Genomic DNA, 24,244 nt, shown 5'->3' with positions numbered 1-24,244 from the left:
ATGACCCACACACGCACACGGCTTCGACGGCTGGTCGCCGTCGTGGCTGGTTGCTCGGCGATTGGCCTCGTGCTTAGCGGTTGCGGCGCGACGCCGGGCGGCAACGACGCCGGCGCCGCCAAATTCACCCTAAGCGCTTCAACGCCCAAACCGAGCAAGGAAATTGACACGTTCAGCTGGGCGCTCTACGCCGAGCCGTTTTCGCTCGATTACGCGTACGCGTTCGACTACCCGGACAACCAGGTCCTGGCAAACATGTGTGATTCGCTCTTCCGCTGGAACCCGGACCTGAGTTCTTCCCCGGGATTGGCGACCAAATTTGAACACCCGGATGACTTGACCTGGGTTTACACGATCCGGCAGGGCGTCCATTTCCACGACGGCAGCCTCATGACGGCCGACGACGTCGTGGCCTCACTCAAGCGGCATGTCGATGAGAAGGTCGGATCGTTCTGGGCGTCAGCCTTTCAACGGGTGGCAGGCATCCGGAAGACCGGGGACTACGAGGTCACCATCACCACCAGCGTCCCGGATTACAGCTTGAACTCGGCCCTCGTGGGGGCTCCCGGCGTGGTGGAATCGGCCAAGACGCTCGCCAAGGACGGAAAGGACTACGGAAACGCCGCCACGGGGGTGAATTGCACGGGCCCTTTCCAATTTGACCATTGGGACGCCGGGGAGAGCATCACGCTCAAGCGCTTCGACGACTACTGGGATCCGAACCTCAAGGCCAAGGCGAAGGAGATGACCTTTAAGATCCTCCCCGACGCCAACGCCCGCGTGAACGCTTTGCAGACCGGTGAGATCGATGGCAGTTGGGGGGTTCCCTCCAATGCGCTGGATATCCTCAAAGCCAACACCGACGCCGGAAACGTCTACTTTGGCAACAGCACCTCGGTGACGAGCCTCATCACATCGAATTTCAACGGCGTCTTCGGCGATGTCCGGGTTCGTAAAGCCCTCATGATGGCCATCAACCGTGACGCGCTCGTTCAGGCGGCGGCGCAGGGCTACGGCAAGAAGACCGATGCGCTCACCACCCGGAACGTGTGGGTGGATGCACAGCCTTCCACGGTCAATTCGGCCTTTGAATCCCTTGAGAAGCAGGACTACAACCTTGACGAAGCCAGGCGCCTCATCAAGGAAGCAGGTGCTGCCGGCAAGAAGTTCGTCTATGCCACGGCGTCCATAAGCGCGTCCTCGGACGTTACGTCCCGTGCCGTCGCTTCGGCTGCCGAGCAAATCGGCCTGGTGCCGGAGATTCAGACCATGTCCAATGACAAGTACACGACGCTCTTCTCCGACCCGGCGGCCCGCAAGGGGATCGATCTCTTTGAGACGTCTTGGTACCTCTCCAGCGCGGATCCGACTGAAATGTACTCAGTGCTGCGCACCGGCGATTTCAGCAATTACGGTGGCTGGTCCAACGCGGACTTCGACCAGCTCGTGAACAGTGCGATCAGCACCAAGAACGTAGACGAGCGGGACCGGCTCACCGCCCAGGCTGCGAAGATCGCCAGCCAGGATGTGGTTTGGTCTCCGCTCTATGAGAATGTCACCTCGCTGTGGCTCGGCAAGCGCATCACAGGCGCGGCTCCGTCGATCAACTACATGTACTACCCGTGGGCAGCAACGATTGGAGGCCGGTAGCCATGGCCGTGACCGAACTGGCGGCACCGCCCGCCCGCCCGACGCCCGGAAGAAAGAAAAGCCCGGCAACGTCCCTGATAGTTTTGGCGCTCCGCAAGGTGGGAACCCTGCTGATCACGCTGTTCTTCGCCTCATTGGTCGTGTTCTTCTCGCGTTTTGTCCTACCGGGCGACCCTGCGCGTTTCCTCCTGCGCGGCCGGAGCCCGAAGCCCGAAGCACTCGTGGAAATCACAAAGCAGTTCGGCCTGGACAAACCTCCCATTGAGCAGTACCTCACGTGGGTCGGGGGCATCCTGCACGGCGACTGGGGCCGCTCCCTGACCTACCGCCAGAGCGTGAGCGATGTGCTCCTCAATCGCCTGCCGGTGACCTTGGAACTCGCGGCCCTGGCCGCCGTCTTCATCACAGTCCTAGGCCTCGCTGCCGGCATTCTCGCGAGCTTGAACAAGGGCGGGTGGGACCGCTTCATCCTCATCACGGTCACGGCCGCCGGCGCCATACCGCCGTTCGTGGCCGCGATTGCCCTCACCGCCCTCTTCGCGGTCCAGTTGGGGTGGTTCCCGTCCTTCGGCAGTGGTGATGAAGGACTGGGCCGGCTCTGGCACTTGACGCTCCCGGCCCTGGCCCTGGGATTGACATTCATTGCGTTCATGGCGCGGGTGACGCGTTCCTCGATGAACGAACAGCTCACCCGTGAACACGTCGAGGTGGCTACCAGCCGGGGCCTTAAACGCAGTTCCGTGGTGTTCCGGCACGTGCTCCGCAACGCCCTCGGCCCCATTCTGACCGTGAGTGGTGTCCTGATCGCCGGCCTTCTGGTCTCGAGCGCCATCGTGGAGCAGACGTTCGGACTGACCGGGATCGGCCAGCTCCTTGTCCAGTCAATCGACCGGCTCGACTTCGCGGTGGTTCAGGCGATCGTCATGATCGTTGTCACGGCATTTGTCCTGGCCAATACGATCGTTGACCTCATTCAACCCCTCATTGATCCGCGCATCGCCGCAGGAACGGAGTCCCGATGACTCTCACAGGAACGATCCCCCTTCTGAGGACCCGGAGCTATGGAAGCCTCCTGTCGGGGACGGGTTGGTTTGCAGCGGTGGTGACGCTCGTCGTCGTACTGCTTTCCGTCCTCGCCCCGGTCCTAGCCCCATACGATCCGGACTTCGTTGATCTCTCCAGCGTGCTGGGCGGACCGAGCGGCGCTCACTGGCTCGGCACCGACGCCTTGGGCCGGGACCTGTTCAGCCGCCTCATGTACGGGGGGCGCACTTCGCTTATGGGCCCGTTGATTGTGGTGGCGGCGTCTACGGTCCTGGGCATGCTCCTGGGCCTGGCAACCGGATGGACCGACGGCTGGATGAGCCGGATCCTGAACCGCATTTTCGACTTGCTCTTCGCTTTCCCCGCGCTGCTGCTCTCCATGCTGGCCATTGCAATTTTCGGCAAAGGCCTCATGGCGCCGATTCTGGCCATGACCATTAGTTATGTACCGTACGTGGCGCGTTTGACGCAGCAGCTAGTGGTCGCCGAACGGGCCCGGCCCTATGTCCAGGCCTACCGGGTCCTGGGCTTCCGAACTCCTTGGGTCGTGCTGGGGCGCGTCATGCCAAACCTGGTCCCCACCATTGGCGCCCAGTCCACGCTCAACTTCGGCTATGTGCTCGCCGACCTTGCGGCACTGTCCTTCATCGGCCTCGGCATCCAGCCGCCCACCTCGGACTGGGGCGCCATGATCGAGGAGGCACGGGGTGCGCTGCTCGGCGGCCACGTGCTCCCGGGCCTGCTTCCTGCGCTCGTCGTCGTTCTTATTGTGGTGTCCATCAACGTCATCGGTGAGGAACTCTCCGACCGGATTGGAGGCAAGCTTTCATGAGCAAGCTCCTTGAAATTGAACAGTTCTCGCTGCACTTCCCAGGCCGCGGGGCGCTCTTGAGCGACGTTTCGCTGCACGTGGACGACGGCGAGGCCGTCGCCCTGGTGGGAGAGTCCGGTTCCGGAAAGTCGCTCACCACCAGGGCGGCGTTGGGCCTTTTCCCCGAATTCTCCCGGCTCTCCGGTTCGGTGAAGGTACGAGGCCTGGACACGACGAGTGCACCTGCAGCCAAGTTACTGGAACTGCGCCGCAACCACGCTTCGATGATCTTCCAAGACCCGCGCGCCGGCATCAACCCGGTACGCACGGTGGGCGATTTCCTCACCGAGACGCTGGTGAGATGGCGTGGCTTGAGCCGCGAAGAAGCATACGCTCGGGCCGTCACGCAGCTGGACCAGGTGGGCCTGCGGCGGACCAAGGACCTGATGCGGCAGTACCCCCACCAGCTGTCCGGCGGCATGCTGCAACGTGTCATGATTGCGGGCGCACTGCTCGATTCGCCCGAATTGCTTTTGTGCGACGAGCCAACCACGGCCTTGGATGTCACCACCCAGGCCGGGATCGTCGAATTGCTACGCGAGCAGCAACAGGCACGGGGTATGGGCATGCTGTTCATCACGCACGACCTGAACCTCGCTGCCTCACTCTGCGACCGGGTCTACGTGTTGCGCAAGGGCGAAGTCGTAGAGCATGGCGGCGCACGCGAGGTCTTCATGAGTCCCCACGCGGACTACACGCGCCAGCTGGTCGGCGCGACGCCGCGCATCGAAATTGACAAGGTCCCGGCGGCGCCCGCCGCCGATGGCACCGTACCGCTGCTCGCGGTAAAGAGGCTGTGCAAGCGATACGAGTTGCCCAGCGGGGAAGAACTGACTGCCCTGAACGACGCCACGTTTAGCCTTGCCCCTGGCGGCTCGCTAGGGGTGGTGGGGGAGTCAGGTTCAGGAAAATCGACTTTAGCGCGGATGATTGTTGCGCTAGAGACGGCAGATGAGGGCGAACTCGCGATCAACGGCCGCGTCCGCGCGCCACGTCCTCTCCGGGCGGCTGAGCGCAAGCTCCTGGCCAAGGACGTCCAGATCGTCTTCCAGGATCCCTACCTGTCCCTGGACCCTCGGATCGTCGTGGGCAAGGCTGTGGCGGACGTTTTCCGCCTGCACCAGGGACAGGGGCGGGCGGAGGCCGTGAAGAGTGCCGAGAAGCTTCTCGAACGGGTGGGCATCGGCCCTGAGCGTTTCGACTCTAAACCGCGGGCCCTTTCGGGCGGACAGCGGCAGCGTGTAGCGATTGCCAAGGCCCTCGCTGCGCGGCCCAAACTGTTGGTCCTGGACGAGGCCACGAGTGCCCTGGATGTCTCGGTCCAGGCGCAAGTGCTGGAGCTGGTGGAGGAGCTGCGTGAGCAGTTGGGCCTGACTCTCCTCTTCGTGACCCACGATCTTGCGGTGGTTTCGAGGCTGTGTGCGGAACTCCTTGTGCTGCAGCACGGCGAGATCGTGGAGCAGGGGTCCACCGCGAAGATCTTGTCCGCACCCGCCAATGCCTACACCCGGATGCTCATCGACTCGAGGCCGCGGGCGCTCTGGGAAGAACAACTCGCTTAGGTCCGGCATCCACGCCCGCCCGCGCGCCACCAAACCAAGGTGCCTCAGGCCCTCACAAATAGGAGATATTCCAGTGCATACGACCGTTTTTGAACGGATCCGCCCCGACTCGGCAATCGTCGAGCAGTCGTTAGCGGATACCGTGCACCGCCCATTCTGGATCGACGATATGGGCAAAGATGCGGTCCGCTACCCTCAGCTTGACGCTGAGCTTCGGGCCGATCTGGTGGTAGTGGGCGCGGGGTACACCGGACTTTGGACTGCCCTTCGGGCCAAGGAACGCGATCCCGAACTCGACGTGATCGTGATCGAGGCACGACACGTCGGGTGGGCCGCGTCAGGCCGCAATGGCGGGTTCTGCGTTGCGAGCCTGACGCACGGCTATGAGAACGGCAAGAACCGCTGGCCCCAGGAACTGGAGCAGCTGGAGCGTCTGGGAATGGAAAACCTGGATGGGATCCAAGAGACCGTTGAGCGCTATCGGATCGATTGCGATTTCGAGCGCACCGGCGAGCTCAGCGTCGCCGTCGAACCGCACCAGGTCGAATGGCTTAGGGAGGAATGCGCCGACGGAACTTTCCTCGACACTCGTGCGATGCGCGCGCATGTGAATTCCCCCACCTACCTCGCGGGCCGTTGGCACAAGGACGCGGCCGCCATGATCCATCCCGCCAAGCTCGCCGCGGGCCTGGCGCAGGTACTTACAAGGCTGGGTGTGCGGATCTTTGAAGAATCCCGGGTGAGTGGGCTGGAAGAGCTGCCCGACGGCGTCCGGGTGTCCACAGGAGCCGGTGGCGTGCGCGCCAAGCAAGCAGCCCTTGCCACTAACGTCTTTCCGTCGCTCCTGAAGCGGAACAGCCTGATGACCGTTCCGGTCTACGACTACGCACTCATGACGGAACCGCTCACTGACAAACAACTCGCCGCCATTGGCTGGAAGGAACGTCAGGGCATCGGCGACATGGCCAACCAATTCCACTACTACCGCCTGAGCAAGGACAACCGCATTCTCTTCGGCGGCTACGACGCAATCTACTATGCGGGGCGTCAAGTGAAGGAAGCATACGAGGACCGAGAGGAGACTTTCAGGACGCTGGCCAGCCATTTCTTCACCACTTTCCCGCAGCTGGAGGGCTTGAAGTTCACACACAAATGGGGAGGCGCGATCGACTCCAGCACGCAGTTCTGTACCTTTTTCGGTACGGCACGAAAAGGACGGGTGGCCTACGCCGCAGGCTTCACAGGCCTGGGCGTAGGCTCCACTCGCTTTGCCGCGGATGTCATGCTCGATCTGCTGGCCGGACAAGATACGGAGCGGACCCGCCTTGAAATGGTGCGAAAACGCCCCCTGCCCTTCCCGCCCGAGCCTTTCGCTTCGATTGGGATCAACCTCACTCGCTGGTCGATGGACAGGGCCGACCACAATTCGGGCAAACGGAACCTTATCCTCAAGACGCTCGACGCCGTGGGGCTGGGTTTTGACTCCTAGAGACATTGATCCGACCCGAACAAAGAGGCCCGAACCGTGACGGCGCGATCAGCCGAGCACGTCGCGGCACTCAGCCTTGACCTGAAGCACGAGCCGCTTCCTGCCGAACAAGTTCTCCTGGGCAATCCAAGCACCGCGACCCATGAGCTTGAAGACGTGGCCGGATGCAGCGTCGGCGTCTGGGAAATGACTCCCGGCAAAGCAGTCGACACCGAGACGGAGGAAGTTTTTGTCGTCTTGAGCGGCAGCGCGAGCATCGCATTTCTCGATGAGAACTACACCCTCAACGTCGGAAAGGGAGACATTGTGTGGCTACGAGCCGGTCAACGAACAGTATGGACCGTCACAGAGACCCTTCGCAAAGTCTATTTCACGGGCGAATAGCCGGCCTCAGGCGTGCATCGACAAACTCGAATAACCTCAGGCTTGACCGGGGTGGCGCGCTCGGCAACCGACTCCATCGCACCGCAAGCCCCCGACGGCGGCGCTCATTTCTTGAGTGCCGCCGTCGGGGTTTTACGGGCCCGCCTTATTGATATTGCTGGCGGATAAGTCCGTATGGAACTTCCGGATGCACCCTCACAACGTAACGGCCCGGACCGGTGCGGATGACCATAACGCCTGTGTGGTGCAGGGTGGCTGCGGCCATGACCCCCGCGATCCCGTCTTTGAGGGCCTGGTCGAGCTGTGCGGAGTCTTGGACGCTGACTTCGACCAGGTCCGGGACCGGAGCCATTGGGACTGCTGCTGTCATCATGGCGTGAGCACCACCGTTGCAGCGGCTGGCAGGTCTGTCACGGAGAATCCGGCCCGGAGTTGGTACTTGCCGGGTTCGTAGTTCCAGCCGTTGTCCCAATAGGCCAGGAGCCGAACGGGAACGTTGAGGACCGTCGATACGGTTTCGCCGGGTTCGGCCCACACAGGGGTGGAGGCAACGAGCCAGCGGACCGGGCGGTCCACGACGGAGCCGGGCTTTTCTGCATAGATCTGCACAACTTGCTTGCCTGCGCGTTTGCCCGTGTTGGTCAAGCTCACGGCGAGCGGCAGGACCCCGGCGGCCGCGGCAAGGTTGACTGGCGCTTCAAGGGAGTCGAGTGTCCAGGTGGTGTAGCCCAGGCCGTACCCGAAATCGTAGGCGGGGGTGGCACCGGTTTTGAGCCAGGCCCGGTAGCCGAGGTGGATGCCTTCGTCGTAGCGGAGTTTGCCGGCAGCGTCGGGGGTGGTGTTGAGGACGGGTACGCTGCCCTGGGTAGCGGGCCACGTGGTCGGAAGCCGGCCGCCGGGCTCGGCGGCGCCCGTGAGGATGTCCGCGAGGGCGTTGCCGAACTCCTGCCCGCCGAAGTAGCCGATCAGGGTGGCCGCGACCTCGTGACGCCAGGGCATGATGACGGGGGATCCGGAGTTGACGATCACGATGGTGCGCGGGTTGGCGGCGGCGACGGCGTGGACCAGGCGGTCCTGCATGCCGGGCAGGTCCAGGGTTGTGCGGTCGTAGCCTTCCGATTCCACGTGGGAGTTGGTGCCGACCACGACGACGGCGATGTCCGCTTCCCGGGCGGCCTTCGCCGCTTCGATGATGAGCTTTTCGGGGTCGGAGTTGTCGGTCTCCGTGCCGATTGTGACGCTGAGCGTGTTGGAGAGCGTACCGGCGCCGTTGGGGATGTCCAGTTCGACCCGGACGTCGATGGGTGTGCCGGCGGTGACCTGGACCGGGATGGTTTCCGAGGGCGGGGCGAGGAACGCCGCACCCAGGTCGGTGCCAACGGGGACGATGGTGGCTTCGTGCCGGAGTTGCCCGTCCACGAAGATCCGCCCGTGAGCCACTGTCGAGAAGCCCAACCGGATGGTGCCGGTCTCCTCCGGGGTGTAGAGGGTGTGGAACTGCACCAGGGATGACTCCGCGATCGGCGCGTCCCCGCCGAACCAAACCAATGCAGTGGAACGGCGGTCCTCCGCGAAGAGCTCGGTGTCGGTGGAGGCAAAGAACCGCACCCGCAGCCCCGGGCCGCCCGTGACCGGGTTGGTCAGCTGCTCCAACGGCAGTTCGGCGACGCCTTCCTGCACTACTGCGCCGACACTGTAACTGACGTTCTCCCTGCCGAAGGCCGTACGGATCCCGTCCAGCGGTGTCACGATCTTCTCGGGCAGCACAGTGGCCGATCCGCCACCTTGGGTCCGGGCCTGCAAGGCGTTGTGCCCGATCACGGCGATCTTGGCAACGGAGGCAGGGTCGAGCGGCAGCACGCCGTCGTTCTTCACCATCACGGTGCCGGCCGCGGACGCTTCCCTCGCGAACGCGAGCGGGTCCTCGTGGTCCACCGGCTCCGCGGCCGCGGGTTCGAAGCCCTCCAAGGCGCCCACCCGGGCGGCCAGCTGCAGGATCCGCAGGACTTTCCGGTCAATGCTGGCCTCCGGGACCTTGCCGCACTTGACCGCCAGCACAAGCTCCGCGCCCCACGGCCCGTCAGGGCCGGGCATGACCAGATCCTGGGAAGCGTTGGCGGAGTCGACGCTGCGCACGGCGGTCCAGTCGCTGATCACGACGCCGTCGAAACCCCACTCACTGTTCAAGGGTGATTCCAGCAACTCGTTTTCCGTGGCCGTGGCACCGTTGACCGAGTTGTATGCGCTCATCACCAGCCAGGCGCGGGATTCAACGATGGCTTTCTCGAAGGCCAGTAGGTACAGCTCGCGGAGGGGTCGCTCGTCGACGAGCACGTCCACGGTGAACCGGTCCGTCTCCGAGTCGTTGGCCACGTAGTGCTTGGGGGTGGCGCCCACGCCGTTGCGCTGGACCCCGGCCACATACGCCGCCGCAAGTTCGGCGGTCAGGACCGGGTCCTCGCTGAACGCCTCGAAATGCCGGCCACCCAGCGGGGAACGGTGCAGGTTGATCGTCGGGCCGAGAACGACGTCGACACCCTTGCGCCGGGCCTCGACCGCCGAAGCAGCCCCCAAACGGTCCGCCATGGCAGGATCCCAGGACGAACTGATCGCCGTCGCGGACGGGAAGTTCATTGACGGCTGCCGCTCATCCCACACCTCACCACGCACCCCCGTAGGCCCGTCCGAGAACAGCATCCGGCGCAGCCCGATCTTCTCCATCGGCCAGGTGGTCCAGAAATCCCGGCCGGTCAGGAGCCGGACCTTCTCCTCGAGCGTGAGTTTGGCCAGCAGTGCTTCGAGGCGCTGATCAGTGGTGGCCTCGGGGGGCATTTTTGAGGTAAGGGTTTCCATGGCTGCTTTCTTGTCTGCCGTGCTGGTCCCGAATGGAACATGCTCGGTCAGTTGCGTGATTGGGGGAAGTAGCTTGTTTCAAGGGGTGGGCCCAGTCACCCTTGTCATTCCTTAAGGAGGGCTTCCTGGCGGCGCTTCTCGAGCGTGTCCCGGACACGAGCGACGTCCCGCGGGTAGCTGAAGTAGAGGGCCGTGAGAACGGTTGCGTTGACCAGCATGAGGATGACCAAGGTCCAGAGGAATACCAACTGAATGCCGAGCGTCGCGGCCAGCGCTCCCGCCGCGAGCGAAAAGACGGCCCAGCCGATCGTCTCGAACACGGTCAGGAAGATGGCAAAAGCCTGTCCACGCAGTTCGGGGAGTACCACCGCGGCGACGACGGGTCGGTTAACGGGCGGGTTGGCGCCTTGGGCGAAGCCCATCAGCGCCCAAAGGGTGCCATAGATGCCGATGTTGTCATAGTGGAATTGCGTTGCGAAGAACGCCACGGCGGCGAAGAGGATCTGGGCTCCCTGCAGGTAGGCTACCCGGCCGCGGGCCGGTGAGATCCGGTCCAGCAGGGCCACGAGCCAACCTCCTCCAGCGGTGCCGGCGAAGTAGCCGAGGCCGAACGGTACGAAGACTATGGCAGCGACCGCGTTGGTAAATCCCCGCTCGGCGACGAGGAACTGTATGCCGAAGATCATGATGAGCAGGTGTCCGGAGAGAAGCCTGGAGAGCATCATGACGGAGAAGCTGGGAACGCGGAACAGCGAGAGGACGGAGCGCACTGTGACTTTGGGGGCCAAGTCCTCGCGGCTTCCCAGATCGGCGAGTTGCTTCTCTGACGCGCCTACGCCCGGGTCTTTCAGGAACAGGGCCACCACCAGGCCGGCCAGGATGCATATCGCGCCGATGGTCCACATGCCGAACCGCCAGCCATCAGTAATGCCTGTGAACAGTGCGACCAGAGGGGCAATGAAAGAGCCGATGAGGCTCATGAATCCATAGAAGTAGCCGGCCGCCTTTGCGCGCTGGCTGTCGTCAAAGGAATCGGCGATGATTGCGTTCGCGATGGGGCTTCCACCGATTATCGCCGCAGACATGAGCGTGTTGAATATCAATAGTTGGATGAAGTCGTGGGAGAAACCTGCGGCAATACCGAAGACGCCGCCGGTGAGGGTCGTGGCAAGGAGCGCGTTGCGGCGCCCGATCTTCCCCGCAAGCCATGTCCAGGCAGGGCCGGCCGGAACCGAAACAAGTTTTCCGAGGGCGGCAAGCAGGCCCAGGTGGCTGCTCTGCAATTTCAGGGCATCTGCGATGGTGGGAAAGAGGGTGGCGCTGAGACCGACTTCGGTGTTGTCCACCACCGTGACACCGGTGAGGACTGTAAGATTCCTCCAGCGGTAGGGAACCTTCCTGGCTTGGTCGGCTCCTTCAGAGGGAGTGTCTGCGGTGAGTGCGGGGCTGGGTTGGGTGCTCATGGGCTTTTGTCCTGTCTACATTGTCAGGCTGTGCTGGGGTCACGCCATAGGGACGGCGGTCAGTTCTTTGGAGATGGCGTGGAGGGCGCTCGTGGACAGCGGGATGACGGCTGCCAGCCGATAGAGGCTGAGCTGGGCGGGGACGTTAACGAGCTCAGTGTGGACAAGGTCGGGGAGATGCTTCTCCAGGGCTTGGCGGCTTCGGTCATCCTGGAGGAGCTCAAGGACGGGGACCGTTAGCGCCAATCCTCCGTCCGGGAAGTTGGCCAGGGGGGGAAGCGGCTCCAGGGCTTGCCGGGACCTGTCTGCTTGCTTGCCGGCGAGCAGGTGCTGATTGTCCGGTTCAAGGTCGAAGGGGATGCCGAGTCGTTGGAACTGGCTTTGGGGTGCGTCGTTTGCGTGCATGAGACCCGCTAGAAGCCTCAGCATGCGTAGCTCCAGCTCGTCGTCAACTACGGGGTGCTCTTGCTGGGGGTCGGTTTCGAGGTCGAACAGCAGGGTCCCGTGGCCCCAGGAGTTCATCATCGACGACGCACGGACCTGAAGGGTCCGCAGTCCTTTGGTGAAGGCAAAGGGTTCTGCAGGTTGCCATTGGGCGAGTTCGTCAACGCCGAACCGTGAGCGCATGTGGGTCGGCATGAGCGTGAACTCCTCCAGGGGCGTATTGGAGGAGTCGATGGCGGCGCGCATGTAGACGTAGCGGCCATCGGTGACGTTGACGTGACCGCCGTGGATGCCGAACAGGGCGGCTTCGCGGACCTGCGCGTCGCTTTCGAGGACGAGGGCGAGGTCCTGGCCTTGCATGTCGGGGGTAGGTTCAAGGCCGAAGAAGCGCAGCATGGTGGGTGCGATGTCAATGGTCTGGGCGAGTGCTCCGCGGCTGGTGTCCTTGCCGCCCGTGCGCGGGTCCCACAGGAACATGGGTAGATGGACGAGTTCATTGAACCAGGGTTGGACGGATTTCGCCCACCAGCCGTGTTCGCCGAGCAGGAATCCGTGATCGGTGTTGACCAGCAGGAGGGTGTCCTCCCACATGTTGTGGCGGTCCATGGCATCCAGTACCCGTCCGAGGGACTTGTCGCACATGGAAACCAGGGCCGCGTATTCGAAGCGGGCGTGTTCTACCTGCTCTTGCGGCTCGGTGACCTTCTGATAGCCGGGCCAATCAAACTCCGGGCCGTCGTAGTCGTGTTCGTACATTGCCTTGTAAGCGTTGTGTGTGAAGAAGGGCTCATGGGGGTCGAAAAGCTCGATCTGCAGCATCCACTTGTCTGCGTCGTGGTTGGTATCGATGAAATGCAGGCCGGCGTCCACCGTCTTGGTCTGGGAGTGATCCGCCTCGGTGGCCATGTAACTGCGGTTGATCAGGTCCTGGCGCTTCATTCCGGCGTAGCGGTCGTGTGAGCTGCACGTGGGTCCAACCACCCCCTTCCAGGGGTCCCCCTCCTGGCCCCGGAAGAACTCCCACGTGGTGTAACGGGGGTGGTAGGTTGCGCCGCCGTCTTCCCAGTAATGGGGGTGGTCGGAGACGAGGTGCGTGTGCACGCCGGCTTTGCTGAGCATTTCGGGCATGGAGTCATCAAAGGGCTCCAGCGGACCCCAGCTGCGGTGGAGGAAGTTGTAGCGGCCTGTGTGCATTTCACGGCGGGCGGGCATGCATGGCATGGAGCCGGCGTAGAAGTTTTCGAAGGTCGCCGTCTTAGCCGCAAGGCGGGCGAAGTTGGGGGCGTTGACGAAAGTGTCCGCCGCATAAGGGGAGAGCATGTGCCTGTTGAGGCTGTCAAACATGAGATTGATGGCCCGCATCGGGGTCCTTCCTAATGGCCGCCGGCGCAACGCCGAGGAGTCGATTGCTGAACTCAGCGGGTATTGTCGGCAGACATGTCGCCGGGGACCGCCGTCAGGGAGCGGGAGGAGAGCTTGCCGTCCAGCAGTTCGCGCCGCAGCTCAACCAGAAAGGCGACGTGGGCGTCCATCGCATTCGCGCCCTTGGTGTGCATCCGTTCTCCGACCGATTCGGCCAATTCGGCGTCGAAGGGGATGGTGGGTGCCCAAGTCTCGCGGCGGTCGCGGTACCGGTATCGTGCGATTTCGTCCTGGCGGGTCTGGATTTCAACGTCGAGAATCCTGAGGAGCTGTTCGGCGCTCATGAAGCCGGCAAAGGCCAACCGGGCACCGAGTTCAGGGTCCTGAAAGCGGCTGGCCGGGTGGTACGGGCCGGTCAACCAGTCAAGAAACACAGTCGCCCCCTCGTCGGTGACACGGTAGGTCTTCGCGTCCTGGGCTCCTGGACGTGGGTCCACGCTGTGTGCCACCAAGGCCTGCTTCTCCATGGTTCCCAGCGATCGGTAGACCTGGCTCATTTGCGTGTTCGAGCGGAGGAATCGACCATACGAGTCGAGGAATTTCTTGAGTTCATACCCCGTGCTCGGGTGTTCCAGCAGGACTCCGAGCAGAATATGTTCGAGTTTCATGCTTATCTCCATTTGGTGGTGTTGCGTAGTGATCCGGGTCACCCTGCTGAAAATTAGGATGCCACAAGTGGAATGGTTCGTCAATGAGACAATTGGAATACTCTGTTGATGACACAAGTGGAATAATGGCAGTATTCTGATGAAGCATCCGACCGCCGAAAGGAAAGAGCATGTCCTCATTGGACTCGGCTGGGAGTTGCTGCGCCACTTCTCGTCCCAGCAGCAGCGACAGAGACGGCCCCGGCATCACTCAGTTCGGGATCGAGCGGCTGCAGCTCACAAGCCGGCCCCAGATCCCGGGGAACACGCATGACGATCTCCCGGTTCCCGGTGGTCGCTTCGCCATGGGGGACGCTTTCGGGGAAGGCTATCCGACGGACGGTGAAACCCCCGTGCACGAGGTGCGCCTGGACGGTTTCGGGATAGACGCCACGGCAGTAACGAATGAAATGTTCGCCGCATTCGTCCAAGACACCGGATACAAGACGGAGGCCGAACAGTACGGCTCCTCGGCCGTGTTCCACCTGCTCTCCACCGCCCTTGCCGACGCTATCCTCGGTGCTGCCGCCGGCGCGCCGTGGTGGTTGAACGTCAGCGGGGCCGACTGGGCGCACCCGACTGGACCGTCGTCGAACTGGCAACAAATCCCGGACCATCCCGTGGTGCACGTTTCGCACAACGACGCTCTGGCGTACTGTGACTGGGCAGGACGTCGCCTGCCGAGCGAGGCAGAATGGGAGTACGCCGCCCGCGGAGGCCTGGACGGTATGCGCTACGCCTGGGGCAACGAGCTGACTCCCGGCGGTGAGCACCGCTGCAACATCTGGCAAGGCACCTTCCCCAGGACCAACACGCTTGAGGACGGGCATCTGGGCACCGCCCCCGTGCGCACCTTCAAGCCCAACGGGTACGGGCTCTACGAAATGGCCGGCAACGTGTGGGAATGGTGCGCAGACTGGTTCCTGCCCAGGTACTACCGCAACTCACCCGCCGACAACCCGCAAGGACCCACGATCGGCGCCGGGCGCGTCATGCGCGGAGGCTCCTACCTCTGCCACGACTCCTACTGCAACCGCTACCGGGTTGCTGCCCGCACCTCCAACACCCCGGAATCCTCGTCCGGCAACTGCGGCTTCCGCACGGTCGCTCTTCGGTCCGGTATCGAGGCGCGGGGCTGAGTTGAGCTGATGCAGACAATCCAGCCCGTGTAGCAGACGTGGGTCGCATCGATAGACGAAATGTCACCCGCCGTTGAGCAAATGATCCGGCATCCGGTTTCCGGGAGCCCGTCCTCGGATCTCCAGCAGTTCGCGGGCGTGGGCGTGAAGGCGGCGGTCCTCGTCGGTTTCCGGCACCCAGGGAGGGATCGGAACGGACGTGCCGGTTTCGTCCCTGGCCACCATGACCGTGAGGCAGTACGTGGTCAGGTTCATCTCACGGCTCTTGGGGTTTCCGGAGCGCACATGGACGGCAATATGCATTCCTTTGTGGCCTGTGTAGACGAGACGGGCTTCTACTTCCACCACGTCGCCGATCAAGAGCGGGCGGTAGAAGCGCACGCCCCCGGAGAACACCGCCACGGTGTCCTTGCCGCAGTACCGGGAAGCGCAGACGTAGGCGGCCTCATCAATCCACTTCATGACGATGCCGCCGTGGACCTTTCCGCCCCAGTTCACATCAGTGGGGGCCGCCATGAAGCGGAGAACAACGCGCTCGGCAGTGCCGGCGTCGGTATATTCCTGTGCATTCATGGCTTCGACGATCTTTTCCCGGACGGCGATCCGCGCGAGGGCGTTGTCGCGCTGCTCGATTTCCTCCGGCGTCGAGGGCTCGAACTGGGGGACTGGCACCGGGCGGCCGTCGGGACCGACCGCAACGAAGATCACCAGGCACTGGCTGCGCATCGTGGCCGGGCCGCCCTTGGGGTCGCCGGAGGACACGATGGTCCGGATGTGCATGGAGGAGCGGCCCGTGTAGACGATGGTCGCTTCGACCTCGACCATGTCTCCGCTGTTCACAGGGTCGGCGAAATAGATGTTGCCCACATATGCCGTGACGCAATAGGACTTCGCCCAGCCAACCGCTGCCGCGTACGCCGCCTTGTCCACCCACTCAAGGACAGTGCCGGCGTCGACGGACCCGCTGTGTCCGACGTCGGTGGGGGAAGCAAGGAACCGCAGCGTGACGGAGTGGGAGGGGAGCTCGCTCATGACGTGAGTGTATCGACGGCGTGGATACTGATGCGCTGTATGACGGGCTGGCGACGCCCGGATTTCGGGAGTCGCCAGCCCGTTCAGGTGCCGCCAGTGTGGAAGCGAACGCGATACTAGGCGAGGATGCCCAGCTTGGAGCCCTTCCGGCCGAAGAGGGCGGCGTCGATGGAGATCCGACCGGCGCCGGCCAGGGCCACGGCTGCCGCGCCGGCAGCAAGGGCCAGGACGAGTTCGTACCCGCCCTTGTCGGCAAACAGGCCGGCCGGGGCGTGGACCAGGACCAGGGCGCCGAGCATGTCCAGTGCAAGGAGGGCGGCGAAGACGCGGGTAAGCACGCCCGCGATGAGGGCAATGCCTCCGACAAGTTCGATGGTCGCGACGATTGGGGCCACGACGTCGGGGGCGGGTACGCCCATCTTGCCGAAGGCGGTCTGGGTGCCGGCGATGGTGAACTCGGTGAATTTCTGCCAGCCATGCGCGGCGAAGATGAAGCCGACGATGACGCGCAGGACGGTAAGGGCTGTGTTGGTCAGGGTGGACTGGTTCATGTGTTTGCACCGTTTCCGGGTAGCGGTTGGCTGTCGTGAAGCTCCCGGGGCCGAGGCCCAATTTGTTGAAGCTTCAACTCAAGCCTTTCGAACTTTGCTTGAACTGTCAAACAAGACCGACACGGCGGGGCCGCCTCCGCGGTCCCGGCGGATGCTATTGGCCCTTCCGCTTTGCTTCCAGCCAGGGCTTCAGGAGCCGGGTGGTGACCGGCAGGAAAACGTAGACCATGAGGGGCGTCAGGATGCAGATGTTCAACAGAACCTGGAGAACCAGAGGCCAGCTCAGAACCAGGGGGTGCAGCAGGAAATTGGCGAGCAGGCTCAAGGGAAAGAACGGCAGGAAGATGCTGACAGCCTGCTTCCATCGTGGCGGCACCACCGTCTCCGGGACCACGAGGTTCACGTCGCCGGGTTGGGAGAACCATCCTTCGATGCCGGAACGGCGCTCCACCCGTGTGACCTCCATGAGCTCGGTGGCGCTTTCGATCCACCATCGGCGCTCTCCGGATTCCTCCCAGGCCTGCAGGGTTTCAGCGTCCGCGAAGCGGTAGAGCATGTGCCATTCATCGGAATCGGCCGCCGTGCGCACCCACCCTGAACCCAAGTAGCCGGGCCATTCCCGTGCAAGTTCCTGGCCCGCGTGGGCCCATGCGTTGGCTTGGCGGGTGTAACCGGGAGTGATGGTGCGGGCGACGGAAACGGTGATGGGATGCTCGAGCGACACCTCAACAATCTACCCGCCGGTGTCCGGCTAGGCTGGGAAAGTGCCCCAAACAGTGACCCGTCCCACCGCGCCCTCCACTGCCCGCGAGATCCTGCGCCTTGCTGTCCCCGCCTTTGGGGCGCTCATCGCAGAACCCCTCTTCCTCTTGGCCGACTCCGCCATTGTGGGGCACCTTGGCGTCCCTCAGCTCGCGGGAGTGGGGCTGGCCTCCACCCTGCTGTACACCGCCGTAGGACTTATGGTCTTTTTGGCATATTCGACGACTCCCGCTGTGGCCCGGGCCATCGGGGACGGAAAGCTCGGCAAAGCGCTGGCCGCAGGGCGCGACGGCGTCTGGCTGGCCTTGCTGCTGGGCACAGTCCTGGCCGTGGCCGGCTTCTTCGCGGCCGGGCCGCTGGTCGGGCTGCTTGGAGCCAACGGCGAGGTGCGGGCCTACGCCGTCGACTATCTGCGCTGGTCCATGCCGGGACTCGTCGCCATGCTGCTGATCTTCGCTGGCACCGGCGTCTTGCGCGGACTACAGGACACGCGCACGCCGTTGGTGGTCGCGACGGCGGGGTTCGCCGTGAACATCGGCCTCAACGTCGTCCTGGTCTACGGGCTGCATTTGTCCGTTGCGGGGTCAGCCATCGGCACCAGCATTGCCCAGTGGGCCATGGCTGCCGTCTATCTGGTGATGGTGGGACGGAATGCCCGGCGGCACGGCGTTTCGCTGCGCCCGGACTGGCATGGAATCCGCACGATGACCAGCGTGGGTTCATGGCTCATGCTCCGCACTCTCAGCCTGCGGCTGGCTATCCTCGCCACCGTCCTGGTGGTCACTTCCCAAGGGTCCGTGAACCTCGCCGCGCACCAGCTCGCAATGACCATTTTCTCCTTCCTCGCCTTCGCCCTGGACGCCTTGGCGATTGCTGCGCAGGCCCTCATCGGCAAGGAACTCGGAGCCTCCCATCCGGCCCGGGCGCGGGAACTCACCCGCACCATGATCCGCTGGGGCGTGGGCTTCGGTGTGGTGACCGGCGTGCTCCTCGCGGTGGCCGCTCCGTGGGCAGGCTTCCTCTTTACCTCCGACGCCGGCGTTCAGTCCGCGCTCACAGCGGCACTCTGGGTGCTCGCCGTCGGGCAGCCCCTCGCGGGGTACGTCTTCGTCCTGGACGGCGTGCTGATCGGCGCGGGGGATGCCCGCTACCTGGCGATTGCCGGCGTCGTGAACCTCGCGGTGTATCTGCCCCTTTTGGCGGCAGTCCACCTGACCAGGCCCGACGGCGCGGCGGGGCTCGTGTGGCTCTGGGTCGCGTTCGCGCTGGGGTACATGACGGCCCGCGGGGTCACTCTCGGGGTGCGGGCCCGCTCTGACAAATGGATGGTCCTTGGTTCGCACTAAACTGGACTGGTGACTCTCCCCGCCTCTTCAGCGACTTCATCCACGCCTACAGCAGCTGGTCTCTGGAAGCCTGTTCTTCTCCGCGCCGGTACTGCGCTGGTGTTTGGCGCCGTGACCGTCTTCTGGGGCTCGCCATCCGTTTACGTTCTGGCCTGGGCTACCGGGCTCTACCTGCTCGCAACCGCGGGCGCCGCGTTCCTGGCCGCGAGTGTTCCGGCGGCCGCGGCCGTCGTCGTTGGCCTGGCAGGGGTGGGTGCCTTGATGACGCAGTCCGACACAGGTGCCGGCGTTTCCGCGCTCGTAGGATTGCTGGTGCTCGGAGCGTTTGAGCTGGTCCAGGGATTCCGGCGGCGCGGACGGCACGTGCTTGCCCGCGACTGGATCATTTCCGGTGTGGTGGGCATCGGCACCGCCGTTGCATTGCCGTTCTTCATCAGCCTTGGAGCGCACGCGCTTCTCGGTGTTGCCGGCGGCGGCGCCATTATCTCGGGAGTCTTGTGGGTGCTGTCCGGGCTGAGCCTGCGGCACGATGGGCGAACCCCCTCCGCTGAGGCCGTAAACTAGTAGTCGTACGTTCTACCCTGCGTAGAACTCTCAAGGCGCGCACGGCGCCAGCACCCACATTGGAGGAATGACCTTGGCTGACCAGAAACCAGGAGAGCCGCGCAAGATGCGGACCTCGGTGAAGGGACCGCTGATGTTCTCCGCGTTCTGGGGCATCCTGATCTTCTTCGCCGTGCTGATCTTCGCCTCCGGCGGCAGCGCCCGCACTCCGCGCTTTGACCTCGCCTTTACCGGTGCCGGCATCGCCTTCATTGTGAGCCTGGTCCTCGCTGCGATGCTTTCCATGAGCCACAAGGAAAACGCCGAACACCTCGGCAAAGGCTCGGGCGTCAACCTGAGCTCCAGGAAGCCGGGCCAGGGCCACGGTTCCGCGGCCCCCCACACGGGCAGTGAGACGGAAACCCCCGACGCAGACTAGGCCGTCTTAGTCTTGTTTCGTGTCACGGTCTTGTTTTGTGTCACGCCACGCAACTTTTTGCCGGCTGGCCGACGCAGCAACCGCGGAAACCCGCGGCAGACCGCCGTCGTGCGCCCTGAAAAGTTGCACGGCGTGACGCCCGCGCCCGCCTACTCCGTACCTGAGGCCTTCCGGGCCCGGTAGGCTGCCACGTGTGTTCGGTTTGCGCAGTTGCCGGTATCGCAATAGAGCTTGGATCGGTTGCGGCTCAGGTCCAACACGACGGCGTCGCAATCGTCCGCCGCGCACACCCGCAAGCGGTCCATTTCCTTGCTGCGGATGACGTCCACGAGTGCCATGGCAGCCTCCGTGCCCATGCGTTCCGCGAGGGGAGCTTCAGGGGTAGTGGCGTGCAGGTGCCAATCCCAGTGGTCGTGCTTGACCAGCTGGGGGAGCGCGCGTGCGTCGGTGAGGAGCTGGTTGACGGTCTTTGCGGCCGCGTCCTCATCGCCTGTCCACAGTGAAGCCAGCTGGCTCCGCAGTCGCTTCACGTTGGCCAATTCGGCCTCGGTTCCCTCCCTGGTCCCCGTGAATTCTTCCGCATCGAGGAAGGCGTGGAGCTCGGCGAGACCCGCAAGGGATTCGGTCCCGTTGGCGGCCGTATTGATCAAATTGACCACGCTTCGAAGCGCCACTTCAGTGTCAGGTGCAAAAAGCACTTTGACTCCTTACATCTCTCGGGAGTAGTGTCAGCAGCGTAACCCATTTTACTCCTGACAGGAGGCTGCTGTGTCAGCTGCAACGAACCGGGCTGGTGCTGCGGGCTTCATGGCGTCGGGCCTGGGGCTCGCGCTCTTTTCCTCAGCGGTCTTCGGCTTGTCCGGCTCGTTTGCCAAGTCCCTCCTGGAAACCGGGTGGACCCCCGGTGCCGCAGTTGCGATCCGGCTCAGCGGCGCCTCGCTCATCCTGGTGATCCCGGCCGTCGTCGCTCTCCGGGGCCGTTGGCACCAGCTCAGGGACAACTGGCTCACCATCCTGCTATTCGGTGTGATTGGCGTTGCAGCGTGCCAGCTTTTCTACTTCAACGCGGTGTCCAGGCTGTCCGTGGGGGTCGCGCTTCTGCTCGAATACCTCGCGCCAACCATGATCGTCCTGTGGCTGTGGGCAGCCAGCCGACGCCGTCCGAGGGCCCTCACCGCCATTGGAACGCTGCTTTCCCTCGGCGGACTCGCCCTGGTGCTTGATCTCACCGGCTCCGTGAAGGTGGACTTCGTCGGCGTCCTCTGGGGCATGGCCGCGGCCGTCTGCCTGGTCATCTACTTCTTCATCACAGCCAAGCAGAACGACACGTTGCCGCCCATTGTGCTGGCCGCCGGCGGTCTTACGGCAGGCTCAGTCCTCATCTGGATTGCCGGTGGGACCGGCCTGGTGTCCATGACTTTCGCAACTGCAGACACACATCTCGGACCGTGGACCACGCCGTGGTGGGTTTCCATCGCCGGTCTGGTCATCCTGTCCACCGTGCTGTCCTACGTCACTGGGATCATGGCGGCACGCAGCCTTGGCTCCAAGGTGGCGTCCTTTGTCTCGCTCACGGAAGTACTGTTTGCCGTGGTGTGGGCCTGGCTGTTGCTGGCCGAGTTGCCGCGAGCCATCCAGCTTGTGGGAGGGGCACTCATCGTGTGCGGAGTGGTCCTGGTGCGAATCGACGAGCTCCGCGCGGACAAGCGTGATGCTGCGGAGCCCTGTAAAGAGTACGCAGCCCTGCAGCTTGACCACGCGAACGACGTCGAGCCGGTTCCATCCGAGAGGGCGCTCTAAAAACCGACCCTTCATGGGGGACCTGGGCCTAGCATGTTGATATGTGCCGGAACATCCACACCCTCCACAATTTCGAGCCACGAGCCACCTCCGCGGAGGTGGAAGCCGCAGCCCTGCAATACGTGCGCAAGATCAGTGGCACCACCAAGCCGTCCAAGGCCAATGAGGAGGCCTTCGCCGAGGCTGTCCACGAGATCGCGCATATCACCCAGCATCTGCTCGATTCCCTGGTGACCCATGCGCCAGCCCGCAACCGCGACGAGGAAGCGGCCAAAGCCAGGGCCCGCGCGGCCGTTCGTTTCGGAACGGCCTAGCCTCCGCAAACTGACTGGCAGTTGTTGCCGTTCTCACGCCGGATAACGACAACAACTGCTAGCTAGTTGGGCGCCACAGCTACTTTGCAAACGAGCGCAACCGTAGCGAATTTGCGACCACCAGGACCGAGCTCGCAGCCATGGCCGCGCCGGCGATCATCGGGTTGAGCAAACCAAGGGCGGCCACGGGGATACCGATGGCGTTGTAGAAGAACGCCCAGAACAGGTTTGTCTTGATGGTTGAGAGCGTCTTCCGGGACAGCTCGATGGCTTGCACCAGCTGGCCGAGGTCGCTGCCCATCACGGTCAGATCCGAGGCCTCTATGGCCACATCCGTGCCCGAACCCATGGCGATGCCAAGGTCGGCTTGCGCCAGTGCTGCGGCGTCGTTGACTCCATCCCCGGCCATGGCCACAGTGGAGCCCTGGGCCTGGAGTTTCCGTACCGCATCCACTTTGCCTTCCGGCAGGACCCCAGCGAATACGTCTTCCGGGGCGATCCCGACGGCGGTGGCCACTTGGGCGGCGACGGCTGCGTTGTCTCCGGTCAGCAGCAGAGGGCGGATCCCGAGTTCCTTGAGCTTCGCGATGGCGGCCGCCGAACCGGGTTTGACGGTGTCCCTTAGCGTGACTATTCCAGCGGGCATCCCGTCCACAGCAACCCAGATGGCGGTAGCGCCACCTGCTTCCTCAGAGGCGAGGGCCTGGCGCTGTGCATCGTCAGGGAAGATTCCGTTGTGTTCCAACCAGCCAGTCCTGCCGGCCACGACGGTTCGCTCGGCGTCATTTCCGGCTCCGTTCAGCGCAACCATCCCCCGGACTCCGCCGCCCGGGGCGGAACTGAAGTCCTTCACAGCCGGGAGTGGGCCGGCGTCGGGCATTGCGGACTTGGCGGCAGCGGCAATGGCGTGGGCGATGGGGTGCTCCGACGCTGCCTCGACGGCGCCGGCGAGAGACAAGACGTCGGCGGGGGAGTGGCCGTTCAAGGCCAGGGTGTGTCCAACGGCGAGTTTGCCGCTGGTGACGGTTCCGGTCTTGTCCAGCAGGATGGCGTCCACAGTGCGCGTATCTTCAAGCACCTGTGGACCCTTGATGAGGATGCCGAGCTGCGCGCCCCGACCGGTCCCGGTCAGGAGGCCAACGGGAGTCGCGAGCCCAAGCGCACACGGGCAGGCAATCACGAGCACCGCCACAGCAGCCGTGAACGAGGCATTGAGGTCCCCGCTCAGGGCGAGCCAGAAGACGAAGGTAACGACGGCGATGACCAGCACAACCGGAACGAAGACGGCGCTGATGCGATCGGCGAGCCGCGCAATCGGGGCCTTGCCCGTCTGCGCCTGGCTCACCAACCGCCCCATTTGTGCCAGCGTAGTGTCGGAACCCACGCGGGTCGCGCAGACCAGCAAGCGGCCCGAAGTATTGATGGTGGCGCCCGTGACCTGGCTTCCCGGTCCGACCTCCACGGGCACGGATTCACCTGTCACCAATGAGGCATCCACGGCAGACGAACCGCTCGTCACCAAGCCGTCCGTGGCGATCTTCTCTCCCGGTCGAACCACGAAGATGTCCCCTGCCACGAGTTGCTCGGCCGGGATCTTGTGCTCGACGCCGTCGCGCAGCACCGTTGCGTCCTTGGCTCCCAGATTCAGCAGGGCCTTGAGGGCATCGCCGGCCTTCGCTTTGGCGTTGGCCTCAAGGAAACGGCCCAGAAGCAGGAAGGTGGTGACCACGGCCGCAACTTCGAAGTACAGCCCACCGCTCACGCCTCCCATGGTCTCCATGCCGGGGTGTTCGGTCATCATGGGGTTGGCAAAGAGCTGCCACGCAGAGTAGAGGTATGCGGCGAGGACGCCAATGGAGACGAGGGTGTCCATTGTCGAGGCGAGATGGCGCGCGTTGATGGCGGCGGCGCGGTGGAAGGGCCAGGCAGCCCACGTCACCGCGGGAAGTGCAAGTGCTGCGGCCACCCAGCCCCATTGCGGGAACTGCAGAGCCGGAATCATCGAGATGACGAAGACCGGGACCGTCAGAATGGCAGCGGCGATCAGTCTCGGCTTTAGCTGGCGGGACGCAGGGCCGTGGTGCATGTGGTCTTCGTGGGCGACTTGCGCTGCGGCACCGTGGTCGCCTGAAGCCTCGGTGGCGGCACTGTGCTCGCCAAGGTGCACGGCGTCGGTCTCGAGCGCGCCGAGCATGCTGGTTTCGCGATCGGGGGCCTGGGCGACGGAGTGGGACCGCGTGGATTCGCGGATCCAGGCTTTGTAACCCGTTGCGTTCACTGTGTCCACGATTTGTTGGTCGGTGACATTGTCCGGAACTGTTACCTGGGCTGATTCGAGGGGGAGGTTGACTGAAGCCTCCACGCCGTCCAGCTTGCCCAGTTTCCGCTCTACGCGGGCCACGCAGGATGCGCACGTCATGCCCTCGATGTCGAGTTCGATGATGCGCGTGCCCGTTTGGTGGAGGATGTCGTGATTGCTCACATTGGCC

The 24,244-nt window shown here is 63.9% G+C and carries 22 protein-coding genes; 12 read left to right on the top strand and 10 right to left on the bottom strand.

From position 1 onward, the window contains the following. The 6 genes from QRN59_RS11930 (at position 1) to QRN59_RS11905 (ending at position 7,000) form a co-directional block, all read left to right on the top strand. On the top strand, positions 1 to 1,650 hold the full coding sequence (locus tag QRN59_RS11930) for an ABC transporter substrate-binding protein (protein WP_284982727.1): 1,650 nt from the start codon (positions 1 to 3) through the stop codon (positions 1,648 to 1,650). A 2-nt stretch (positions 1,651 to 1,652) separates the two neighbouring features. Continuing rightward, positions 1,653 to 2,672, top strand: a complete 1,020-nt coding sequence (locus tag QRN59_RS11925; RefSeq protein WP_284982726.1) for an ABC transporter permease — start codon at positions 1,653 to 1,655, stop codon at positions 2,670 to 2,672. After that, positions 2,669 to 3,526 (top strand): ABC transporter permease, encoded by an 858-nt coding sequence (locus tag QRN59_RS11920; protein WP_284982725.1) that lies wholly within the window; start codon positions 2,669 to 2,671, stop codon positions 3,524 to 3,526. The genes QRN59_RS11925 and QRN59_RS11920 overlap by 4 nt, the downstream gene beginning before the upstream one ends. After that, complete coding sequence (gene nikE, locus QRN59_RS11915; RefSeq protein WP_284982724.1) at positions 3,523 to 5,127, top strand: nickel ABC transporter ATP-binding protein NikE; 1,605 nt, start codon at positions 3,523 to 3,525, stop codon at positions 5,125 to 5,127. The genes QRN59_RS11920 and nikE overlap by 4 nt, the downstream gene beginning before the upstream one ends. Positions 5,128 to 5,200: 73 nt before the next feature. After that, a complete protein-coding gene (locus QRN59_RS11910; RefSeq protein ID WP_284982723.1) occupies positions 5,201 to 6,616 on the top strand; it encodes an NAD(P)/FAD-dependent oxidoreductase in 1,416 nt (471 codons plus the stop codon). A 36-nt stretch (positions 6,617 to 6,652) separates the two neighbouring features. Beyond that, entirely contained in the window at positions 6,653 to 7,000 is a 348-nt protein-coding gene (locus QRN59_RS11905; RefSeq protein WP_284982722.1) for a cupin domain-containing protein, read from the top strand. A gap of 145 nt (positions 7,001 to 7,145) precedes the next feature. Here QRN59_RS11905 and QRN59_RS11900 read toward each other — a convergent pair whose 3' ends face one another. From QRN59_RS11900 to QRN59_RS11880, 5 genes are all read right to left on the bottom strand, one after another. Beyond that, positions 7,146 to 7,373 carry a hypothetical protein gene (locus QRN59_RS11900; RefSeq protein WP_284982721.1) on the bottom strand — a complete coding sequence of 76 codons (228 nt, stop codon included), beginning with the start codon at positions 7,371 to 7,373 and terminating at the stop codon, positions 7,146 to 7,148. Beyond that, the gene (locus QRN59_RS11895) at positions 7,370 to 9,853 is read right to left on the bottom strand and encodes a glycoside hydrolase family 3 protein (RefSeq protein WP_284982720.1); all 2,484 of its coding nucleotides are present in this window, start codon (positions 9,851 to 9,853) and stop codon (positions 7,370 to 7,372) included. Before QRN59_RS11895 ends, QRN59_RS11900 begins: the two co-directional genes overlap by 4 nt. Before the next feature lie 104 nt (positions 9,854 to 9,957). Next, entirely contained in the window at positions 9,958 to 11,316 is a 1,359-nt protein-coding gene (locus tag QRN59_RS11890) for an MFS transporter (protein WP_284982719.1), read from the bottom strand. A 39-nt stretch (positions 11,317 to 11,355) separates the two neighbouring features. Next, on the bottom strand, positions 11,356 to 13,122 hold the full coding sequence (locus QRN59_RS11885) for a sulfatase (protein ID WP_284982718.1): 1,767 nt from the start codon (positions 13,120 to 13,122) through the stop codon (positions 11,356 to 11,358). A 53-nt stretch (positions 13,123 to 13,175) separates the two neighbouring features. Continuing rightward, positions 13,176 to 13,790: a PadR family transcriptional regulator gene (locus QRN59_RS11880; RefSeq protein ID WP_284982717.1), complete on the bottom strand. Its 615-nt coding sequence runs from the start codon at positions 13,788 to 13,790 to the stop codon at positions 13,176 to 13,178. 170 nt (positions 13,791 to 13,960) lie between these two features. Here QRN59_RS11880 and QRN59_RS11875 point away from each other — a divergent pair, with 170 nt between their 5' ends. After that, entirely contained in the window at positions 13,961 to 14,968 is a 1,008-nt protein-coding gene (locus QRN59_RS11875) for a formylglycine-generating enzyme family protein (RefSeq protein WP_284982716.1), read from the top strand. Between the two features lie 63 nt (positions 14,969 to 15,031). On the opposite strand, the gene QRN59_RS11870 is transcribed toward QRN59_RS11875, so the two are convergent. From QRN59_RS11870 to QRN59_RS11860, 3 genes are all read right to left on the bottom strand, one after another. Next, entirely contained in the window at positions 15,032 to 16,000 is a 969-nt protein-coding gene (locus tag QRN59_RS11870; protein WP_284982715.1) for an acyl-CoA thioesterase, read from the bottom strand. Positions 16,001 to 16,116: 116 nt separating this feature from the next. Further along, positions 16,117 to 16,551 (bottom strand): DoxX family protein, encoded by a 435-nt coding sequence (locus tag QRN59_RS11865; RefSeq protein WP_284982714.1) that lies wholly within the window; start codon positions 16,549 to 16,551, stop codon positions 16,117 to 16,119. A gap of 154 nt (positions 16,552 to 16,705) precedes the next feature. Next, positions 16,706 to 17,275: an antibiotic biosynthesis monooxygenase gene (locus QRN59_RS11860; RefSeq protein ID WP_284982713.1), complete on the bottom strand. Its 570-nt coding sequence runs from the start codon at positions 17,273 to 17,275 to the stop codon at positions 16,706 to 16,708. A 40-nt stretch (positions 17,276 to 17,315) separates the two neighbouring features. Between QRN59_RS11860 and QRN59_RS11855 the strand changes: the two genes are divergently transcribed. The 3 genes from QRN59_RS11855 to QRN59_RS11845 all read left to right on the top strand — a co-directional run bounded on the left by QRN59_RS11855 (position 17,316) and on the right by QRN59_RS11845 (position 19,641). After that, positions 17,316 to 18,659 (top strand): MATE family efflux transporter, encoded by a 1,344-nt coding sequence (locus QRN59_RS11855; protein ID WP_284982712.1) that lies wholly within the window; start codon positions 17,316 to 17,318, stop codon positions 18,657 to 18,659. A 9-nt stretch (positions 18,660 to 18,668) separates the two neighbouring features. Further along, on the top strand, positions 18,669 to 19,223 hold the full coding sequence (locus QRN59_RS11850; RefSeq protein WP_284982711.1) for a hypothetical protein: 555 nt from the start codon (positions 18,669 to 18,671) through the stop codon (positions 19,221 to 19,223). A gap of 67 nt (positions 19,224 to 19,290) precedes the next feature. Further along, entirely contained in the window at positions 19,291 to 19,641 is a 351-nt protein-coding gene (locus QRN59_RS11845; protein WP_284982710.1) for a hypothetical protein, read from the top strand. A gap of 149 nt (positions 19,642 to 19,790) precedes the next feature. Here the strand turns inward: QRN59_RS11845 and QRN59_RS11840 are convergent, their stop codons facing one another. After that, on the bottom strand, positions 19,791 to 20,339 hold the full coding sequence (locus QRN59_RS11840) for a CGNR zinc finger domain-containing protein (protein WP_284982709.1): 549 nt from the start codon (positions 20,337 to 20,339) through the stop codon (positions 19,791 to 19,793). A gap of 70 nt (positions 20,340 to 20,409) precedes the next feature. Here QRN59_RS11840 and QRN59_RS11835 point away from each other — a divergent pair, with 70 nt between their 5' ends. Next, on the top strand, positions 20,410 to 21,441 hold the full coding sequence (locus QRN59_RS11835; RefSeq protein WP_284982708.1) for an EamA family transporter: 1,032 nt from the start codon (positions 20,410 to 20,412) through the stop codon (positions 21,439 to 21,441). A 41-nt stretch (positions 21,442 to 21,482) separates the two neighbouring features. Then, positions 21,483 to 21,755: a DUF2277 domain-containing protein gene (locus tag QRN59_RS11830; RefSeq protein WP_059388822.1), complete on the top strand. Its 273-nt coding sequence runs from the start codon at positions 21,483 to 21,485 to the stop codon at positions 21,753 to 21,755. A gap of 79 nt (positions 21,756 to 21,834) precedes the next feature. Here the strand turns inward: QRN59_RS11830 and QRN59_RS11825 are convergent, their stop codons facing one another. Further along, positions 21,835 to 24,237 carry a heavy metal translocating P-type ATPase gene (locus QRN59_RS11825; protein ID WP_284982707.1) on the bottom strand — a complete coding sequence of 801 codons (2,403 nt, stop codon included), beginning with the start codon at positions 24,235 to 24,237 and terminating at the stop codon, positions 21,835 to 21,837. Positions 24,238 to 24,244 lie beyond the last annotated feature (7 nt).

Origin of the sequence: Arthrobacter sp. efr-133-TYG-118 (assembly GCF_030209755.1) — a bacterium.
GTDB lineage: Bacteria > Actinomycetota > Actinomycetes > Actinomycetales > Micrococcaceae > Arthrobacter.
The sequence above is the reverse complement of the archived record's forward strand: the minus strand, read 5'-3'. Positions and strand labels throughout refer to the sequence as shown.

Excerpts from the sequence above, each read along its gene's own strand:
- QRN59_RS11925 (WP_284982726.1), top strand. The coding sequence starts at position 1,653 with ATGGCCGTGACCGAACTGGCGGCACCGCCCGCCCGCCCGACGCCCGGA.
- QRN59_RS11920 (WP_284982725.1), top strand. The coding sequence starts at position 2,669 with ATGACTCTCACAGGAACGATCCCCCTTCTGAGGACCCGGAGCTATGGA.
- QRN59_RS11875 (WP_284982716.1), top strand. The coding sequence starts at position 13,961 with ATGTCCTCATTGGACTCGGCTGGGAGTTGCTGCGCCACTTCTCGTCCC.
- nikE (WP_284982724.1), top strand. The coding sequence starts at position 3,523 with ATGAGCAAGCTCCTTGAAATTGAACAGTTCTCGCTGCACTTCCCAGGC.
- QRN59_RS11880 (WP_284982717.1), bottom strand. The coding sequence starts at position 13,790 with ATGAAACTCGAACATATTCTGCTCGGAGTCCTGCTGGAACACCCGAGC.
- QRN59_RS11830 (WP_059388822.1), top strand. The coding sequence starts at position 21,483 with ATGTGCCGGAACATCCACACCCTCCACAATTTCGAGCCACGAGCCACC.
- QRN59_RS11870 (WP_284982715.1), bottom strand. The coding sequence starts at position 16,000 with ATGAGCGAGCTCCCCTCCCACTCCGTCACGCTGCGGTTCCTTGCTTCC.
- QRN59_RS11900 (WP_284982721.1), bottom strand. The coding sequence starts at position 7,373 with ATGATGACAGCAGCAGTCCCAATGGCTCCGGTCCCGGACCTGGTCGAA.
- QRN59_RS11865 (WP_284982714.1), bottom strand. The coding sequence starts at position 16,551 with ATGAACCAGTCCACCCTGACCAACACAGCCCTTACCGTCCTGCGCGTC.
- QRN59_RS11930 (WP_284982727.1), top strand. The coding sequence starts at position 1 with ATGACCCACACACGCACACGGCTTCGACGGCTGGTCGCCGTCGTGGCT.
- QRN59_RS11890 (WP_284982719.1), bottom strand. The coding sequence starts at position 11,316 with ATGAGCACCCAACCCAGCCCCGCACTCACCGCAGACACTCCCTCTGAA.
- QRN59_RS11845 (WP_284982710.1), top strand. The coding sequence starts at position 19,291 with ATGACCTTGGCTGACCAGAAACCAGGAGAGCCGCGCAAGATGCGGACC.
- QRN59_RS11895 (WP_284982720.1), bottom strand. The coding sequence starts at position 9,853 with ATGGAAACCCTTACCTCAAAAATGCCCCCCGAGGCCACCACTGATCAG.
- QRN59_RS11885 (WP_284982718.1), bottom strand. The coding sequence starts at position 13,122 with ATGCGGGCCATCAATCTCATGTTTGACAGCCTCAACAGGCACATGCTC.